Origin of the sequence: Chryseobacterium sp. S90 (assembly GCF_047444895.1) — a bacterium.
In the GTDB taxonomy this organism is placed as follows: Bacteria; Bacteroidota; Bacteroidia; order Flavobacteriales; family Weeksellaceae; genus Chryseobacterium.
In genome coordinates, this window is record NZ_JBLGCX010000001.1 from 815,492 (window position 1) to 833,779 (window position 18,288).

At 35.5% G+C, this 18,288-nt stretch carries 19 protein-coding genes; 6 read left to right on the top strand and 13 right to left on the bottom strand.

The features are described 5' to 3' along the window. Window positions 1-12: 12 nt before the first annotated feature. Window positions 13-687 (top strand): tRNA (5-methylaminomethyl-2-thiouridine)(34)-methyltransferase MnmD, encoded by a 675-nt coding sequence (gene mnmD, locus ACLMCG_RS03755; protein WP_047384431.1) that lies wholly within the window; start codon window positions 13-15, stop codon window positions 685-687. Between the two features lie 210 nt (window positions 688-897). After that, window positions 898-1,314, top strand: coding sequence for an NUDIX domain-containing protein (locus ACLMCG_RS03760; protein WP_047384430.1), 417 nt, complete (start codon window positions 898-900; stop codon window positions 1,312-1,314). A 21-nt stretch (window positions 1,315-1,335) separates the two neighbouring features. On the opposite strand, the gene ACLMCG_RS03765 is transcribed toward ACLMCG_RS03760, so the two are convergent. Continuing rightward, window positions 1,336-2,040, bottom strand: a complete 705-nt coding sequence (locus ACLMCG_RS03765; protein ID WP_223598937.1) for a DUF4294 domain-containing protein — start codon at window positions 2,038-2,040, stop codon at window positions 1,336-1,338. A gap of 51 nt (window positions 2,041-2,091) precedes the next feature. On the opposite strand from ACLMCG_RS03765, the gene ACLMCG_RS03770 reads away from it, so the two are divergent. Next, entirely contained in the window at window positions 2,092-3,165 is a 1,074-nt protein-coding gene (locus ACLMCG_RS03770; RefSeq protein ID WP_223598938.1) for a M42 family peptidase, read from the top strand. Window positions 3,166-3,287: 122 nt separating this feature from the next. After that, window positions 3,288-3,938: a ribulose-phosphate 3-epimerase gene (gene rpe, locus ACLMCG_RS03775; protein ID WP_047375387.1), complete on the top strand. Its 651-nt coding sequence runs from the start codon at window positions 3,288-3,290 to the stop codon at window positions 3,936-3,938. Between the two features lie 216 nt (window positions 3,939-4,154). Here the strand turns inward: rpe and ACLMCG_RS03780 are convergent, their stop codons facing one another. From ACLMCG_RS03780 to ACLMCG_RS03790, 3 genes are read right to left on the bottom strand one after another with little or no spacing between them, the layout of a single operon-like run. Further along, complete coding sequence (locus ACLMCG_RS03780; protein ID WP_413958842.1) at window positions 4,155-4,646, bottom strand: DUF1772 domain-containing protein; 492 nt, start codon at window positions 4,644-4,646, stop codon at window positions 4,155-4,157. Window positions 4,647-4,675: 29 nt separating this feature from the next. Further along, a complete protein-coding gene (locus ACLMCG_RS03785) occupies window positions 4,676-5,773 on the bottom strand; it encodes a DUF692 family multinuclear iron-containing protein (protein ID WP_413958843.1) in 1,098 nt (365 codons plus the stop codon). Window positions 5,774-5,776: 3 nt separating this feature from the next. Then, window positions 5,777-5,998 (bottom strand): hypothetical protein, encoded by a 222-nt coding sequence (locus ACLMCG_RS03790; protein WP_213279121.1) that lies wholly within the window; start codon window positions 5,996-5,998, stop codon window positions 5,777-5,779. Between the two features lie 224 nt (window positions 5,999-6,222). Here ACLMCG_RS03790 and ACLMCG_RS03795 point away from each other — a divergent pair, with 224 nt between their 5' ends. Beyond that, window positions 6,223-8,070: an alpha-L-fucosidase gene (locus ACLMCG_RS03795; RefSeq protein WP_413958844.1), complete on the top strand. Its 1,848-nt coding sequence runs from the start codon at window positions 6,223-6,225 to the stop codon at window positions 8,068-8,070. 68 nt (window positions 8,071-8,138) lie between these two features. Here the strand turns inward: ACLMCG_RS03795 and ACLMCG_RS03800 are convergent, their stop codons facing one another. The 9 genes from ACLMCG_RS03800 to ACLMCG_RS03840 form a co-directional block, all read right to left on the bottom strand. Next, window positions 8,139-8,555, bottom strand: coding sequence for a nucleoside-diphosphate kinase (locus ACLMCG_RS03800; RefSeq protein ID WP_034687444.1), 417 nt, complete (start codon window positions 8,553-8,555; stop codon window positions 8,139-8,141). A gap of 628 nt (window positions 8,556-9,183) precedes the next feature. Further along, a complete protein-coding gene (gene rsgA, locus ACLMCG_RS03805; RefSeq protein ID WP_223598943.1) occupies window positions 9,184-10,110 on the bottom strand; it encodes a ribosome small subunit-dependent GTPase A in 927 nt (308 codons plus the stop codon). A 190-nt stretch (window positions 10,111-10,300) separates the two neighbouring features. Continuing rightward, window positions 10,301-11,383 (bottom strand): chorismate mutase, encoded by a 1,083-nt coding sequence (locus ACLMCG_RS03810; protein ID WP_047422660.1) that lies wholly within the window; start codon window positions 11,381-11,383, stop codon window positions 10,301-10,303. Window positions 11,384-11,783: 400 nt separating this feature from the next. Next, window positions 11,784-12,359: a hypothetical protein gene (locus tag ACLMCG_RS03815; protein WP_413958845.1), complete on the bottom strand. Its 576-nt coding sequence runs from the start codon at window positions 12,357-12,359 to the stop codon at window positions 11,784-11,786. 38 nt (window positions 12,360-12,397) lie between these two features. Further along, entirely contained in the window at window positions 12,398-13,483 is a 1,086-nt protein-coding gene (dnaX, locus tag ACLMCG_RS03820; RefSeq protein WP_047422659.1) for a DNA polymerase III subunit gamma/tau, read from the bottom strand. A 97-nt stretch (window positions 13,484-13,580) separates the two neighbouring features. Then, window positions 13,581-14,213 carry a TetR/AcrR family transcriptional regulator gene (locus ACLMCG_RS03825; RefSeq protein ID WP_047422658.1) on the bottom strand — a complete coding sequence of 211 codons (633 nt, stop codon included), beginning with the start codon at window positions 14,211-14,213 and terminating at the stop codon, window positions 13,581-13,583. Between the two features lie 6 nt (window positions 14,214-14,219). Further along, window positions 14,220-15,476, bottom strand: a complete 1,257-nt coding sequence (locus ACLMCG_RS03830) for an aminotransferase class I/II-fold pyridoxal phosphate-dependent enzyme (protein WP_047422657.1) — start codon at window positions 15,474-15,476, stop codon at window positions 14,220-14,222. 427 nt (window positions 15,477-15,903) lie between these two features. After that, complete coding sequence (locus ACLMCG_RS03835; protein ID WP_413958846.1) at window positions 15,904-16,257, bottom strand: helix-turn-helix domain-containing protein; 354 nt, start codon at window positions 16,255-16,257, stop codon at window positions 15,904-15,906. Window positions 16,258-16,353: 96 nt separating this feature from the next. After that, complete coding sequence (locus ACLMCG_RS03840) at window positions 16,354-17,091, bottom strand: response regulator transcription factor (RefSeq protein WP_413958847.1); 738 nt, start codon at window positions 17,089-17,091, stop codon at window positions 16,354-16,356. An 88-nt stretch (window positions 17,092-17,179) separates the two neighbouring features. On the opposite strand from ACLMCG_RS03840, the gene ACLMCG_RS03845 reads away from it, so the two are divergent. After that, window positions 17,180-17,827: a DUF1349 domain-containing protein gene (locus tag ACLMCG_RS03845; protein ID WP_413958848.1), complete on the top strand. Its 648-nt coding sequence runs from the start codon at window positions 17,180-17,182 to the stop codon at window positions 17,825-17,827. Window positions 17,828-18,288 lie beyond the last annotated feature (461 nt).

Below are 18,288 nucleotides of genomic sequence, written 5' to 3' on the forward strand. Positions count from 1 at the left end.
CAAAAAAATAGCTTGAAAAGAGAGATTAAGACCACAAACGATGGTAGTAAAACATTGTTTATCAATGAGTTGAATGAAAACTACCATTCGCATCATGGAGCACTTCAGGAAGCCGAACATGTGTTTATTAAAAATGGATTGAATTTGATAAATGATTGCGAAATTAATATTTTAGAACTCGGTTTTGGAACAGGTTTGAATGTTTTGGTAACAATTAATGAATATTTAAAAACTGACAAAAATCATGTCATCAATTATTTTTCGCTTGAAAAATACCCCATAAATGAATCCGAAGTTAAGGATTTGGCATACTTTGAACATTTTGACAACCCTGAGTTTAAAAATATTTATCAGAAAATTCATCTGGCAGATTGGGAAAAGTCAGTAGAAATCATTAGTGGATTCAACCTTAAAAAGATAGAATGTGATTTTTTTGACCTGAAAGACATCGATTTGCCTAAAATCAATCTTGTTTATTTCGATTGTTTCGGTGCCAGAGTGCAGCCTGATCTTTGGGAAAAGCCATTATTTGAACTGGTTTCTGACAAAATGGCCATTAACGGATTATTAACCACCTATTCTTCTAAAGGCAGTGTAAGGAGAATTCTTCAGGAGCTGAATTTCCAGGTAGAAAAAAAACAGGGGCCTCCGGGAAAGAGAGAGATGATCAATGCCATTAAATTATAGAATGGAAGCCGGAGGATGGAAGCTGGATGTTTACAACCAAGTGTTTTATTAATATTGATTTTTTATTTTAAAATAATAATTAACAAGATACGTTTATTCAATATTATTAAAAATAAATAGCATTAAACTTCCGGCTTCGTGCTTCCAACTTCCAGCTTTTTCTCAACAAAATTCCTTACATTAGCTATACAAATATTATACATTATATATATGATAGATAAGATCAACATTAGAGTGTATGCGTGTGCAGTAAAAGACAAACAAGTTCTTACTTTATTTGAAGAATATGCCGGCGAACCTTTAATGAAATTTCCGGGTGGCGGATTGGAATATGGTGAAGGAGTACTGGAATGCCTGCATCGTGAGTTTGATGAAGAACTGAATGTACAGATCAATGTCCTGGAACATTTTTACACTCAGGAAAACTTTCTTGTTTCACGATTCAAAGAAAACGAGCAGCTTCTTACCATATATTATATAGTAGACATAGTGAATGAAGAAGATTTTATTATCATGGATCCCTGCATCGAAAAAACAGAATGGATTGATATAGACAGACCAGACAATCCTTTCCCTCTTCCGATAGATAAGATTGTATTTGATAAATTAAAAGAAAAATTCCTGTAAGTGTTCTTACAGGAATTTTTATTATTTCTTGACTTTAAAATCGCTTGCTCCCGGGTAAGGCTGCAAATACCCTGAATTCCAATTGGACTGAAGCAATGACTCTACAAATTCATCAGTTCTGTTTTTGTGTGGATCATATTGTTCTTTAAGATCAATATCAGCCATTTTTCCTTTTACATTCCACCAGAAAGCACTCCATCCACCTCTCAACTCCTTGATGATTTCAAAGACATTTTTTCCGGTAGCTCTGTTCATGAGCTTTGCAAAAACCTGCCCCTCGGTAGTGGTAAGGTCTCTTAGCTGTTTTTCATACTGATCCGCCAGCATATTCTGTCTTTCTCTTACAAATTTTCTTTTAGCTTTACTATCCATATCATTCATATCTTTCTGGATATCTCTGTATTGCTGTAATGCGGTAACAAATAGCGGATATACTCTGTACAGCTTTTTATTCAGAAAATAGTAGTAATTTTTATCCAGTTGATTATTAAATCTTGGTTTATTAACCAAAACCAACTCGTCTAATACGACTACAGGCTCGCCATTGATTTCATAAATCTTGACTTTTTGCTGCTCGTCATAATAATATTTATTTCCAAATTCATCTGTCTTCAATGATTCAGCCGGATATTGATTGAGTGGTTTTGCCACTACCCCATCCTTTTGGCCAAAAACACTGACTCCAAAAAAGAAAATAAAAAGGCAGATAATCTTACTAAAATTCATTATTTTTACACTTATAAGAAGAAAAATTAAACGCAAAAATCATTCCTTTTTATGAAATTTGAAAAGAAATCTTTGAAATTTTTAGAGAAATATTTAAACACTTCATCACCAACAGGCTATGAGCACAAAGGACAGGAAGTCTGGATGGACTATATCAGACCTTATGTTGACAAAATAGAAGTAGACCATTATGGAACCTGTTATGGGATCATCAATCCGGAAGCTGAATTTAAAGTAGTGATTGAAGCGCATGCTGATGAAATTTCATGGTACGTTAATTATATTACGGATGACGGATTAATCTATGTGATCAGAAACGGAGGTTCCGATCAAACAATCGCTCCTTCAAAAGTTGTCCATATTCACGGAGAAAACGGAATCGTAAAAGGAGTATTCGGATGGCCGGCTATTCACACAAGAACAAATCAGAATGAGCCTACTCCGAAAATCGAAAATATTTTCATCGACTGTGGTGCAACTACCAAGAAAGAAGTGGAAGAAATGGGAATCTTTGTAGGATGTATGATCACTTACCCAGATGAGTTCTTCGAAATGAACGACAGATATTTTGTCTGCAGAGCATTGGACAACAGAATCGGAGGCTTCATGATTGCTGAAGTTGCCAGACTTTTAAAAGAAAATAAGAAATCTATCCCATTTGGACTTTACATTACCAATTCTGTACAGGAAGAAGTAGGTTTATACGGAGCAGACATGATTGCTGACACCATCAAACCGAATATTGCCATTGTAACAGATGTTACCCACGACACTACAACTCCGATGATTGAAAAGAAAAAAGAAGGAGATCAGAAATGTGGTGCAGGGCCGGTAGTATTCTTTGCTCCGAGTGTTCACCACACGATCAGAGAATTGATTATTGATACGGCAAAAACTAAAAAAATTCCTTTCCAAAGAGCTGCGGCAAGCAGAGCTACAGGAACTGATACTGATGCTTTTGCCCATTCCAACGGCGGGGTGCCAAGTGCGTTAATTTCCTTACCTTTGCGTTATATGCATACTACGGTAGAAATGGTGTCTAAGGAAGATGTAGCTAATGTTATTAAGCTTATCTATGAAACAGTTCTTAAGATCAAACCGGAAATGAAACTGAAATATCATTAAATGAGATTTCAGATATAAGATAACAGACACCAGACTCAAATAACTGCATACTTATGCTCTTTAAAAATCTGAAATCTGAGATCTAGTATCTTATATCTAAATAAAAAGTATAAAAAGTAAAAATGAAAACGAAGCTTATTGCTCCATCCCTTTTATCTGCAGACTTTGGGAACCTGCAAAGAGACATTGAAATGCTGAACAACTCTCAGGCCGACTGGTTCCACATTGATGTAATGGACGGCAGATTTGTACCTAACATTTCATTTGGTTTTCCGGTAATGAAAACTGTTCAGCAGCATGCCAAAAAATTTGTAGATGTTCACCTGATGATTGTGGAACCTGAGAAATATGTTGATGAATTCATCAATCATGGTGCGGACCTTATTTCCGTTCATTATGAAGCATGTACGCATCTTCACAGAACGATTCACCACATTCAGAGTAAAGGAGTAAAAGCAGGTGTTGTTTTAAACCCTTCCACTCCTGTATTAATGCTTGAAGACATTATTGCAGATGTGGACCTGGTATTGTTAATGAGTGTAAATCCCGGATTTGGAGGACAGAAATTCATTGAAAACACTTACAAAAAGATTGCTGAAACCAAAGACCTTATCTTAAGCAACAACTCTACGGCACTTATCGAAATTGATGGTGGAGTGAATCTTGACAACGCTTCTAAGCTTTTTGAAGCAGGAGCTGATGTTCTTGTGGCAGGAAATGCTGTTTTCTCTGCAGAAAGCCCTGAGAGAACTATTGAGCTTTTAAAGATTTAATAAGTATTTTTATCATAAACAAAAAAGGCAGCCAATGGCTGCCTTTTCTCTTGTTTGAAATGAAGTCTTCTTGGTTATAAATTTTTTTTCAACATTTTGAATGTTAAAACGCTGTTTTGTCTTGCTAACATTACAAAGATCAGAATAAAACCATACGTATGCATCCGTAGAAATACTGAATCTATCATTAAGTATTTTCACCTATTCCAAATCTTTTTACACCTCCCTGTTCCAAATACAGGCACAGACTACAAAAATGATTGAAACGACAGAAAAGACCGTTCTTATATTATTCAGAAAATTCCATCTGTTTTCAAAATTATCACGCATCTGCCGGATCGCTTCTGTTGTAGAACTGGAAATATCAAACTTATCCAGCGCGTCATTCATCGGAACATTTCCAGCAACCGTCACTCCAAAAACTCCGATCAGATAAGCCAGCGCAGCCAACACGAGAAAAATAAAAGCAGGCTGATATCCCCGAAACAAAAAGGCAGATACCGGAAGGAGAATCGCTGTTCCCATAAAACTCATGAAGAAAACCGGGTTCAGAATTTCCCGGTTGATGTTCTGCATTGCTTTCAGATATTCCACATCAGAGAGTTTTCCCAGTCCAAGAACTACAGAACATGAATAAGCATAGAAAAGTCCTCCTATCAGAGCAGTGAGGACAGCAGTAATGATCAATACGAGTGTTGTCATTTTCATATATTTTGATTTTGGTTATCAGGATAGAATTAATAAGGATTCCATTTTTTAATAATATTCTGGGCTGTAAGAATCATTTCGGGATCCCAGTTCTCTGTTTTAAAATAATGAAAATCCTGATCTTTGATCACCCCAGCTCCTGCCCCATCAAAAAGAAGCCTGGTAAGCCTCGATTGCTCTTCAAATAAAGCCAGATCTTCTAAAGGCTTCTCCAAAAGTTGTATTTGCCGCTTGTTCCAACTCCTCTTTTCTTTCTCTTTCCAATCTGAAGCTTCGATTATTGTTTTAACTTTATTGAAATCATTTAGGAAATTTTCTTTATCCTCTTCTGTTTTCAACGTATGCCCCAGCCTTTCAATAATAATATATTCCAGATTTTGACATTTTGCTAAAACAGAGGGTAAAATAAAAAAAATCTCTTCAGGAATAACATCATCATGCGTATCCCTTCTCACCTGCTTTTTTCCGTACACACTCTCCTGCCAGCTTCCACCGGAAAGATGAATCTCTTTTACCTTATCTAAAGGGTACAGATCAATTATTTCCTCTATTTCTACTTCAAAATTACAGGATTGACAATAAATATTATGAAGATCAAGAATCAGAAAGCCATTGGTGTCTTCGGTTAATTTATCAAGAAATACTCCTTGTTCCTTTACATCATCTATAGAAAATGAAAAAGCCAGATTTTCTATACCTACAGGAATATCCACAGCCTGCTGAAGTCTGTACAATCGGTCTTTTCCTATCTGTAAAGTTTTGGGATGCAGACATACCGGCAATGGCACTCCCTGATGAAAGTTTTCAGTGTTCATGAAACCAAAATGTTCCGTGATATGATTATACCTTCTCAGGCTGACTTCTTCTTTTAGCTTTTGCAGCCATTGTTCCTGCCTTTCTGTCCACCTTGCATCAAACAGGGAATAATAAACACCATGTCCTATCAAACGATTATTTTCTGCATAAAAGTTCAGCAGATCACGAAGCCAATCCGATTCATTGGTATGATAAAGGGTATCAAAAGACCATTCCAGAACATCAACAGCCTTGTTCTGCAGCAACGGCAAAACAGCAGAAACAAAATCAGCTTCTGCCATCATTGATATTCCTAACAGTGGTTTTTTCATCTTTTATCCCATTCCACAAGCCGGACAGCCATAGCCACGAAGAACAAGCGTATCTTTTTTTACAATTGGTTTAGGAGTTCCCGGTTTTTTCTTTTCAACGGTGTCGGGCGTTGTTGCTCTTTTTACTTTTTTTACAGGCTTTTTAGTTTTAGCTTCAGGTTTAGTGCTTTGTGCAGAAACTCCTACCGCTAATAAACTCGCCATTAATACTACTGGAATTTTCATAATTGCTTTTTTTCAGATAAAATTTACAATAAACGTTCCATTTATCTAATCCAATCTATTCAAACTTTTATTCTAAGTTCAAATTAGATGGAGATGGTTTTTAGTTTAAATCATAAAAATACAATAATAAAGGAAACACTCTGATAATAATTATGAGTAAATATTGAGAAATTGTTGTGGTAATGTTTTCTTTAATTATATTTAATGGTAAAATAAAACTATATATGAAAAACAGTCTGATTAAAGCTGTTTTCCTGGGGTTGACTTTATCGGCTTATCATATCAACGCACAGGTTCAAACGGTTGACAGCAGCAAGAAAATGGAATGGTTTAAAAATGCCAAACTGGGTATTTTTATTCATTGGGGAATCTACTCCGTGAATGGAATTTCCGAATCATGGTCATTTTTCAACAATTATATCAATCACGAAAATTACATGAAACAGCTGAATGGTTTTTCAGCTTCAAAATACCAGCCTGAACAATGGGTAAACTTTATTAAAGAATCCGGAGCAAAATATGCTGTTATTACAACCAAACACCATGACGGAGTTTCATTATGGAACTCTAAGGCTGAAAAAGCGATTACTATTCCCGGACAGTCCTTGGCAAAAAAAGATGTTTTAAGTCCTTTTGTTTCCGCTTTGAAAAATTCCGGATTAAAAACAGGACTTTATTTCTCATTGCCGGATTGGAGCCATCCTTATTACGACATCAACACCCGGACAAAAAAACGGTACGAAATAAAAGACGACCCGAAACGATGGCAGAACTTCATCAGTTATTATCAAAGCCAGCTTAATGAACTTTCTTCTCAGTACTCGCCTGACCTTCTTTGGTTCGATGGAGACTGGGAACATACTTCTGAGGAATGGAAAACTTCTCAAACACTGGAACTGCTTAAAAAACACAATTCTGACATTATCATCAATTCAAGGCTTACTACTCATGGGGATTATGATACTCCTGAACAGGGAATACCTGTAGTTCCGCCACAAAATCCATACTGGGAACTTTGTTATACTATGAATGATTCCTGGGGATATCAGCCTTTCGATAAAAGTTATAAAACACCTAATATGATTGTCAGAACTCTGGCAGACGTGATCAGTATGGGAGGAAACCTTCTGCTTGATATCGGACCCAGATCAGATGGCACCATTCCCGAAGAACAGATTGAAATTCTGAAAAATCTTGGCCGCTGGACTTCCAAAAATCAGCATGCCATTTATGAAACAACCCGTGGAATTCCTTTTGAAAATTATAAAGGAAAGTCTTCTTTATCCACCACAAAAAAGTCGTTATTCCTTTATCTCGAGGAAGCTAAAAACTTTACAAAGATTTATGGACTGGGAACAAAACCTACTTCGGCAAAAATTATCGGAGATCCTTCTGCTGTTATCAAAATGGACTACAATACAGAAAAAACACTGACATTGAATTTTTCTAATGTAAAATTTGACAAAGATGTCACCGTTGTAGAGCTTACTTTCGATACTCCCCCTTTATTTTTGAAAGATTTTAAGAATGAAGATCGCCCTCTCGCAGAAATTCTGGATAACAAAAACACACAGGAAGCAGTCTATACTATAGCCAATGCGCTATATAATGGTCATAACCTACCAACTTCTTCAGGACTAACCAGTGATGGCCTTGATATGAAAATCAAGAAAACACCCAACACCAATCAGGAAACTCTGCAATGGATAAGTAAGCATGCGGAAGCACTTTATGAAACTGAGAAAGGATTACCGGATGGACATTATTCAGGAATGAGTGCATTGTCTAAAGATAAACAGACACTCTATCTTTTTGTGGAAGGAACACCTACAGGCCCCATTGCCCTTAAGGGAATAAAAAATGAGATTGCAAGAATCAGAGTGGTGGGAGAAGGTACAATGCTCTCACACACCATTTACAATAAGCTTTACTGGAGCGCCACACCGGGAATTATTTACATTGATATTCCCAAGGAAAAGCTGGATAAGCAAATGACGGTCATTGCTGTGTTACTCAACAAACCTCTTGAGCTCTACAGAGAAAATGTAGGTGCCATTGAAAATAATCTTTAATAGGAATGTCTTAAAAAACAAAATCCGGAGAAAATTCTCCGGATCTTTTATTTTGTAAGATAATTTTCTTAGAAAATCTCTCTTCCTGAAAAATGGAACTGAGCTTCGATTAATGCATTCTCGTCAGAATCTGAACCGTGAACTGCATTTTCTCCGATGCTTCTTGCAAACATCTTTCTGATTGTACCTTCAGCTGCTTCTGCAGGGTTAGTAGCACCGATTAATGTTCTGAAGTCTTCAACTGCATTATCTTTTTCTAAAACAGCAGCAACGATAGGACCAGAGCTCATGAATTCTACCAACTCACCATAAAATGGTCTTTCAGCATGTACTTCATAGAATTTTTTTGCATCAGCAACTGTAAGCTGAGTTAATTTTAAAGCTTTGATTTTAAAACCTCCTTCAGCAATCTTACCCAATATAGCACCGATATGTCCGTCAGCAACTGCATCAGGCTTAATCATAGTGAATGTAATGTTAGACATAAATGTATATTTTTTTAATGGCGCAAAATTACAAAAAATATCTTTGATTTTTATTTTAATTTTTTTTTAACATAAAAATAACTTTTATTAAGAAATTATGAAGCAATCTTTGGCACAGTAATTGTTTATTCTATTGCGATTCTCATGTTTAATTTGAGTTTTCATGGTTATTAGTTTTTACCCAGCTTCGGCTGGGTTTTTTATTTTCAAAAAAAACAGTCATTTTTTATCAATTCAATAATTTTAAAAGCTATAAAAAGGGATATTTATTAATATTATTTCTTTTATTTCAATTAATAGAATAATCGGATTTTCCAGAATATCATTTTTCCTGTCAACTAAAATATGCCAAAAGTGGAGTTATCTGCCAAATTTGTCACATCAAAAAGTAGAGTTATTAAAAAACAGATTTTTTTTCATTAAAATTCAACATACCAAGTATTAAAAAACTGACAATCAATTATAGCATTTAATTTATTCTTTAAATAAATAATATTATAGAATACATTACTAAAATCACAGAGGTAATTAAATAAAGACCTATTTAAAACACTCCTTGTCAAGGTTAAGTAATAGAAAACTTTAAAACAAAAAAAGAGACTATTTAATGATAGTCTCTCTGTATATTTTATTTTTGGGAAGCTTCTTCTGCTTCATCCATCAATTTAATGTAAGTGGCATAGCGGGAATGTTGTATCTCGCCTGTTTCAAGGGCATCAAGAACGGCACACTTCGGCTCATTCACGTGAAGGCAGTTATGAAATTTACACTCTTCTCTCTTTTTAAAAATCTCAGGGAAATAATGCTGTACTTCTTCTTTTTCAATATCAATCATGGCAAATTCACGGACACCGGGGGTATCGATCACATTTCCACCAAAATCCCAAAAGTGCATCTGTGCAAAAGTTGTTGTATGTTTTCCTTTCAGGTGGGTGTCTGAAATTTCGGATGTTTTTAAATTTAATCCTGGCTGTAAAGCATTTACCAGAGTCGACTTTCCACAACCAGAATGTCCGAAGAACACTGAAGTTTTATCTTTAAGGATTTCTTCCAGCTGATCAAGGTTCAGTCTTGAATAAGATGATATTTCCAGTGTCTGATATCCAATTTCCTGGTAGAGAAATTCAATATCTTTTACAATTTCTATTTCTTCTCCATGGAGAACATCAATCTTATTAAAAAGAATCAGTGGTGTAATATTATAGGCCTCACAACATGCCAGAAATCTGTCTAGGAATCCTAAGGATGTTTCAGGATGCTTTAGGGTAAAGATAAAGCAGGCCAAATCAATATTGGAAGCAATAATATGGGCTTCTTTTGAAAGGTTTACTGATTTTCTGATCAGGTAATTGGAACGTGGCTCAATTTTCGTGATCCAGGCAATATCATCCTGTTCCAGTTGAAACTCAACAAAATCTCCTACAGCAAGTGGATTGGTAAGTCTTGTTTTTATTAATTTGAATTTCCCCCTGATTCTGGCCTCGAAAATTTTATTTGTTTCCAATTCCAAAACCTGGTACCAGCTGCCTGTAGATTTAATGATTTTTCCTTTCATAGATAATACTGATGCAAATATAAGGAATTAGGGCTTAGAATTCGGGAAATAGGTTAAAAACACATGTTTCTATTTTCTACATCCCGAGGTCTAAGCCCTAATAAATATTTTTTGCTGTAAGCAGGTAATGGATTTCAGAAATTAAAACTATTATACTTTAAAACCCAAACTCTTTACCATTGCCTGCAATTTATCTCTTATCGATCATAATGCTATTCTGAACTTCAATAGATTCTTCATGAATTGCTTTAAAGACTTTTTCAATAAATTCCTGAGACATTCCTGTTTCTTTCGCTTTTTGAGTAGCGTATTCAGTGATTACTTTCCAACGTTCAGGCTGGAAGATCGCGATATCATTCTCCTTTTTAAGTTTACCGATCTTTTCAGAAATTTTCATTCTTTGAGAAAGAAGTTCAATTAACTGGAAGTCAAGATCTGAGATTAAGGTTCTGTGTCTACCCATTTCTCCTTCAAAACCTGCAAGGTTAGAGCTTCTTACTTTCAGATTACCAATAAGGTCTGCAAGAACTTCCGGAGTAATCTGCTGAGAAGCATCACTCCACGCCTCATCAGGATTGCAGTGTGATTCAATGATAGCTCCCTGGTATCCTACGTTAAGAGCTTCCTGAGTGATATCAGCAAGACCTGTTCTGTTTCCGCAGATATGTGAAGGGTCAATCAGCATTGGAATATTTGGAAACTGGCTCTTGAAGTCAAGGGCAATCTGCCAGTTCGGGTTGTTTCTGTATTTTGTTTTCTGGTATGTTGAAAATCCTCTGTGAATTACTCCCAGGTTTTTAATATCCTGACCTAAGAGTCTTTCCAATGCTCCAATCCATAATGCAAGATCCGGATTAACGGGGTTTTTCACGAATACAGGCTTATCTGTTCCTCTTAAAGCCATTGCAATTTCCTGTACTGTAAATGGGTTTACTGTAGAACGCGCTCCGATCCAAAGAACATCTACATCTGCTTCCAGGGCGGCAAATACGTGATGTGCGTTAGCTACTTCGGTCGCTGTTTTGAAACCATACTCTTCTTTTACTTTTTTTAGCCAGTTCAAACCTATTACTCCTACTCCTTCAAACCCGTTTGGTTTAGTACGAGGCTTCCAGATTCCTGCACGGAAAACAGATACATTGGCATTGGATTCTTTAATTCTCCTTGCAGTTTCAAGCATCTGAGCTTCACTTTCCGCACTACATGGTCCCGCGATCATTAGAGGTTGTGTAAGCCCATCGATCCACTCATTTTTCAAATCATTTAAATTCATATTCTAAATTTTATTGTTTTTTTATATAATTTTTTCGTTGACAGCAATAGCCCTTTGGATTATAAAATTTAATTTATAATTCTTTTCAAAAAATGCCGTTCAAAATTGTTTAAAGGAATCAGGAAAATAATAGGGCTCTACTTCTCCTGTATTTTTTGGAAAGAAATTCAGTTAACAGTACCAATAAAATCGGTAATACGTTCTGAAATTTCTATAATAAGAAGCAGAAAAACTAAAATAACCGCTAAAAAAGTAATTAGCGGGTGCAAAAAAAGACAGATATGTGTTAGTCAATTTTTCCATTTTATTCTAGAAATGCGTTTGTTTTAGCCTTTCTGGTTATGATTTGTTCTTGTCGAAAACATATTTTCAACAGAAATATTTGACAAATATATAAAAATTATGTCAAATCAAACTTCATTAAATCATCAAGATCTTTTAAAAGTGGATTTTTTTCGATCATTTTTTCAAACATTTTCCTCTTGGTCACAACCTCAATCTTCAGATTTTCAACGTCTCTGACGTATTCCACCTCAATCATATGGTTTTGAATTTTTCTTTTAAAATGATTAAAAAATTCTCCGCTTATTTTATCAAATTCTACTTTGGCAGAATCTGAAGGGAATAAAACTTTGATTTTATTTTCCTCAGCTTTTTCAAGTTTGAAGGTTTTTACTGCATTAAAAACAAAGTTATTTTTTACCTGAAGCTGTTTAAGCATAATTTTCCATTCCATCTGCAGATCTGTATCTGTAAAATGGTGTTGAGGAAGATTTTCATTTTTCACAACAATTGTTTCTGTTGTTTCTGCTTTATCTTCTTTATTCAGGAAAGAATTGATGCTGAAACCGGAAGAAATTCCCGGTCTTGATAATGGCTTGGTTGTTTTTGTTACTGGAGTGGCCTCTACTTTATCAGGAGCTGCAGTCTGTTGTTCTGCCTTAACTTCTTTTTTCTCCGGAGCTTTTTCCGGCATTTTTATCTCCTGTTTCTCACTAAGAAACGGAGCTAGAATCAGGAACTTTTTTTTTTAGTATCGCCTAAATTAGCTGTCAGTGAAGCCAGCTGCATTAATGCAATTTCAACCGTAAGTCTTGGATTTTTGGAATTCTTATAATTAATATCTGCATGGTTGCAGATTTCAATGCCATCAATCAGCTGCTGGGCGGCCCACTTCTGTCCCTGTTCTATAAATTTAGATTTTGTCTTCTCTCCCACTTCTATGAGATCGATAGTAGAAGTATTCTGCGCCATCATCAGATCTCTGAAATGATTTCCTAATCCGGCAATGAATATGTGGGGATCAAATCCTTTCTTTACAATTTCATTGAACGCAAAAAGCACTTCAGGAATTTTGTTTTCCTTGGCAAGATCTACGATATTAAGATATTGATCGTAATCCAGAATATTCAATACTTCGGCTGCTTTTGCCAGCGTAATATTTTTCTGAGAGAAGGTTGAGAGCCTGTCGAAAATAGAAAGTGCATCTCTTAATGCACCATCAGCTTTTTGAGCGATCAGGTACAATGCGTCATCTTCGTACTGGATATTTTCCTTCTGGGCGATGTTCTTGAGATGATTCTGAATGTCTTCAATAACAATTCTCTTGAAGTCATAGATCTGGCAGCGGGATAAAATTGTTGGAATAATTTTATGTTTCTCCGTGGTTGCCAGAATAAAGATCGCATGGGCAGGCGGCTCTTCCAGGGTTTTAAGGAAAGCATTGAAAGCGGCAGAAGACAGCATATGAACCTCGTCAATAATATACACTTTGTATTTACCGACCTGAGGTGCAAATCTTACCTGATCTATCAGTTCCCTGATATCATCTACAGAGTTATTGGATGCAGCATCCAGCTCATAAATATTATAAGCAAAGCCGTCTTCTGAAACCGAGCCATCTTTCTCATTGATCTTTCTTGCCAGAATTCGGGCGCAAGTAGTTTTACCTACACCACGAGGTCCACAAAAAAGCAATGCCTGAGCTAATTGGCTTTCTTCAATTGCATGTTCTAAAGTATCCGTAATATGAGATTGTCCTACAACCGTATCAAACTCCTGAGGACGATATTTTCTTGCAGATACTATAAAATTTTCCATTGGTCAAAAATAAGAAATATAGTTTTAATTTGAAAATTAAAAGTTTTCAAATATCAACAAAAAAACATTTCTGCTTAAATCGGAAAACTTTTAACCCTTATTTTTTTTTACTGTATGCAAAGTCAATCAATTCAACAATAGCCCCTTCAATCTCTTTTCTTCCTTCTTCAGTTTTCAGATCAATACCACAGAATTTGTTGGCATTATATCCTGTATAAAGGTTAAGATAGTAAGCACCAGAAACAATCAGAGCCATAATTGCTCTATGTCTTGTTGCCACACCTTCCCCGAAGTAAGGATCTGAGATATTTCCAAACAAAACCTCACCTACATCTTCACGTTGTTCAACCAGTTTTTTAAGAATAGGTTTGCTTTCTGAAAGTTCCCAAAGGATAATTTTCTGAAGTTCTTTATTTTTCTTCAGGTTTTCGAATTGATTAAGTACAACCATTTTGGTAAGTTCATGTCCGCCGTCGGAAAAATCCATATCAACGTCCTGATTGACCTGGCTCCAGTAATCCTGAGATTTGATATATTCATCGATCAGTTTATCTGTACTTCCAAAGTACTCATAGATCAATTTTTTATCAAATCCGGCCACCGCAGCAATTTTACTTACTTTTAATCCGGAGTACCCTTTTACTCTTAAAATTTTACCAACTGCAGCAAGCAGTTTTTGCTTTGTTTTTTCTTTGTCCCTAATGGGGCCCTGCACTACTTTTCTAGGCATAATTTATTATTTTTTTGCAATATGCAATTTTTTATTAATATCATCAAACGCATTCAGCGTTTTGTCGAGATGTTCTTTTTCGTGTCTGGCAGTCACACTCATCCTTATACGCGCATCTTTTCTTGGTACAGCCGGGTAAAGAATCGGGTTGGTATAGATTCCTTTTTCTATTAGTAGTTTTCCGGCTTCTCCTGTTACATAAGGATCTCCAATTTTTACGGGAATAATTGCGGAACACGTAACTCCGGTGTCCAATCCTAAATCATCAAGCCCTTTTTTGAAATAATTGATATTGTTCCAGAGTTTTTCTCTCCAGATAGGTTCTTCGTCTATTAAATCAATGGCTTTAACAATTCCTGCGGATGATGGCGGAGCTGTTGCTGAGAAAATCTGCTGACGGGATTGGAATCTGATAAATGCTGCTATTTTTTTATCAGCAATGACATATCCTCCAAGGTTACCAAACGTTTTACTGAATGTTCCTGTGATGATGTCTACTTTATCCAGCAATCCAGCCTGTTCCAAAGTACCTCTTCCTGTTTCTCCAAGGATACCGACACCGTGTACATCGTCTACCATTAGAAAGGCATTATACTTTTTTACAAGATTGTAGATCTCATTAATACGGGAGGTATCACCATCCTGGGAATACACTCCGTCCACAATAACGAGTTTCGTACGGTACAGATTTTCAGATACCTTCAAAATGTGTTCCAAAGATTCCAAATTATTGTGTGGAAATGTTTTTTTATTGGTAAAAGCACATCCTTCGTGTACACTGGCATGCACTGCCATGTCTAAAATAGCCAGATCTTCTTTCTGCATTAAGCATTGTAAAGAAGCACTATTAGCGGTATAACCAGTAGTAAATACTACGGCTTCATCTTCTGTTCTTTTAAAAAAACTTGAGATTTTTTTTTCTAAGGCATTATGGTAGTCAAAATATCCACCGATAAGAGGAGTAGCTCCTGTTCCTGTACCATATTTTTCGATTCCTTCAATGGCAGCCTGTTTTACTTTGGGGTGCTGTGTAAATCCTAAATAATCACTTGATACAAAACTAACAAATTCTCTGTTTTGGTTTGCAATATTTACATTCAGTATCGCATTGGTTCCTGAAGTGTTCTTCAGTCTGTAATTCATGTGTCCATTAGACTTTACATAGTCTAAATATTCATAAAAAATTTCAGCCCTTTGAGCCATATCATTATCTGGTATATTCTCAAAGTCTTTAATAGTTGCTGTTGTGAAATTGATGCTCATCCTTAATCTTGTTTGTTGTGGTTTAAAAGAAACAAATATATAACTATTTAGAGGGCTTGAACGCCTGCATTAAGATTAAATATTATTAAAGACACAATAATTTATTCTTATGATCTGGTAACCAAACTATTTTATATATCTGTATCTTTTAATGTTTTTTTCCTATTGAATTAATTAGTTTTTTCTTACCTAAATTTAATAAAAAAAGTAAACAATAAAGAAATATTAATATATAAATAATAAAAAAAGGCGATTATTTCTTACAACCATCTCATTTATAAAAGTTTATTTTAAGCCCGATTTCGCGTAATTATTCACTAAAACACCTATAATAATGGAAAACCCGGCCTGTTTAAATCCCTACCAAGAGAGGCAAATCGTCACAAATTCCCTACTACAGCAATTTTAAAGAAATAAAATAAGCAGGTTAAAGCCTGTTACAATTCCTGAATTCTCCGGGAGTTGAACCGGTCATTTTTTTGAAAAATTTTGAAAAGTTGGATGGGTCGTAAGTAAAAATACGGGCAATTTCTGCAACTGATTTATCGGAGTTGATAAGCATCTGTTTGGCCTGTTCGATAATTTTTCCATCATAAAAATAACAGGGATGCTCTCCGGTTTCTTTTTTAACCGTATCCGTGAGATGTTTATGAGAAACTGCAAGTTCTCCGGCAATTTCGTTCAGTTCCATAAAATCAGGAACGGTCCCGGAAATAACATCCTGAATATGTTTGTCCAGAAAGGTAAAATATTGATGGGTAATTTCTTCACTTCTTTTCATCACTTATTGTTCTTGCTAATCTGTATTCAAGGTATAAATTTAATGATAAGATACAAAATAACATGGTGAACTTTTCGGATATTTCAGACTGAATGTTCAATAAAAACTGTCTTTGAAGGCTTGTGTAGAATTTTTTACTTTCAGTTTTTCGAGAATATTCTGTCGGTGTCTGCTTACGGTATTGACACTTATGAAAAGTAGATCTGCAATTTCTTTGCTGGCGTAGCCTTCCCCTACAAATTTTAAAACTTCCAGTTCTCTTGGACTCAGAATATTTTTATAATCAAGTTTATCTTTTACAACAACTTCCCCTTTTATTGTATTAATAATCATAAAATCAGAGACTGCAGATGAAGTCAGGGCAATATTATAAAGACAGAGAGCCAGTCTCAATCTGCCATTGAAAGGAGAATACACATAAAACATCCGGTGCTTTACCCAGCGATACTCTTCATTTTTATCCTTCATCCTGATTTTTGATATAACACTGTATTCTGTGCGCTCTTCCATTTCCATAGCTTCCAGTAATTTAAAAAAACGGAGTTCATGGATATATTTCTTCAGCCGATCATCAGGATGGATTTTTTTCAGCATCTCTTCTTCCCAGATGGAGTCAATTTCTGTGGGATTTCCGCCCATAGTCAGTCCCAGTTCACCAGCTGCTGCAGATTTATAGATATAACTTTTATTCGCCTGCATATCGCTCAATACACAGATTGCCCCTTCCATCTGGGAATACACAAGTGCTCTCTGCTTATAGACTTCTATATCAAGCATGCATTTTCTGGAAGCGTTATCGAGCAATTTACCACTGAGCTGTTCACGGATTTCCATAATGGTTATTTATCAGTATTGACGTGAATGAGGTTTAATAATACTTTTGCTAAAATAATAATTTACCCTTAGAATTTATCCAAAGAGAATGAAGAAATTGATTTTAGGCTTTTGCACCCTATTCCTGATTCAAAAGCTTTCTGCACAGAGCCTGGAAAAAATGACATGGTTCAATGAACCTGAAAAATGGGAAATCAAAAACAACAGCCTTTCGATGTTTGTAACACCGCAGAGTGATTACTGGAGAGTTTCACATTATGGATTTACTGTGGATGACGCTCCCTTTTATTATGCCATTTATGGTGGTGAATTTGAAGCAAAAGTAAAAATCACCGGTAGTTATAAAGCAAGGTTTGACCAGATGGGCCTTATGCTGAGAACCGACAAGGATCATTACATCAAAGCCGGAGTGGAATTTGTAGACGGCAAATATAATCTGAGCACTGTGGTAACCCACAACAAAAGTGACTGGAGCGTTATAACATTGGAAAAAACACCTCCTGCGGTATGGATAAAAGCAGTAAGAAGGCTGGATGCCGTGGAAATATTTTATTCTTTTGATGATAAAAATTATATTATGATGCGGAACGCGCCTCTTCAGGATAATACCCCGGTAATGGTGGGTTTAATGGCCGCCTGCCCTGACGGACAGGGATTCAATGCGGTTTTTGAGAACTTTAAAGTAAAACATCTTCCGGATGAACGCAGACTGAAGTGGCTTGAAAACAATAAATAACGATTGAATTACATTTCAATATACAATCAGTTTAATTCACCTCCTGTATTTATGGGAGGTTTTTGTATGTTTAAAAATTGATTTTTTGAATCGGAGAATAAAAAAGAGGCCTCACTTTTAATGGAGCCTCTTTTGTTTTTGAGATAAAGCCGTTTGTGTTCTTAGAATCATTATTTATACAATAAATCTTCTTTATTCGTTGTGAAAATATTTTTGCAAAAATATGAATATTCATAAGCCTTAACAAAGATATCATGTAGAATTAACCTCAGTTTTTTGTCAAACTTTTACTACAAAAAGCAATTAAATCCAGCTAAAAACCGTTCATCAGGAAATCTTAAAAAAAACAGAAAAGCATCAATATTTATTATTTGCAAAATCCTAAAACCAATCACAAGTTCGGTACAGCACTGAGATTTATAGGAATATTTTCAAAATGAATACAGTATAAATTTATCACT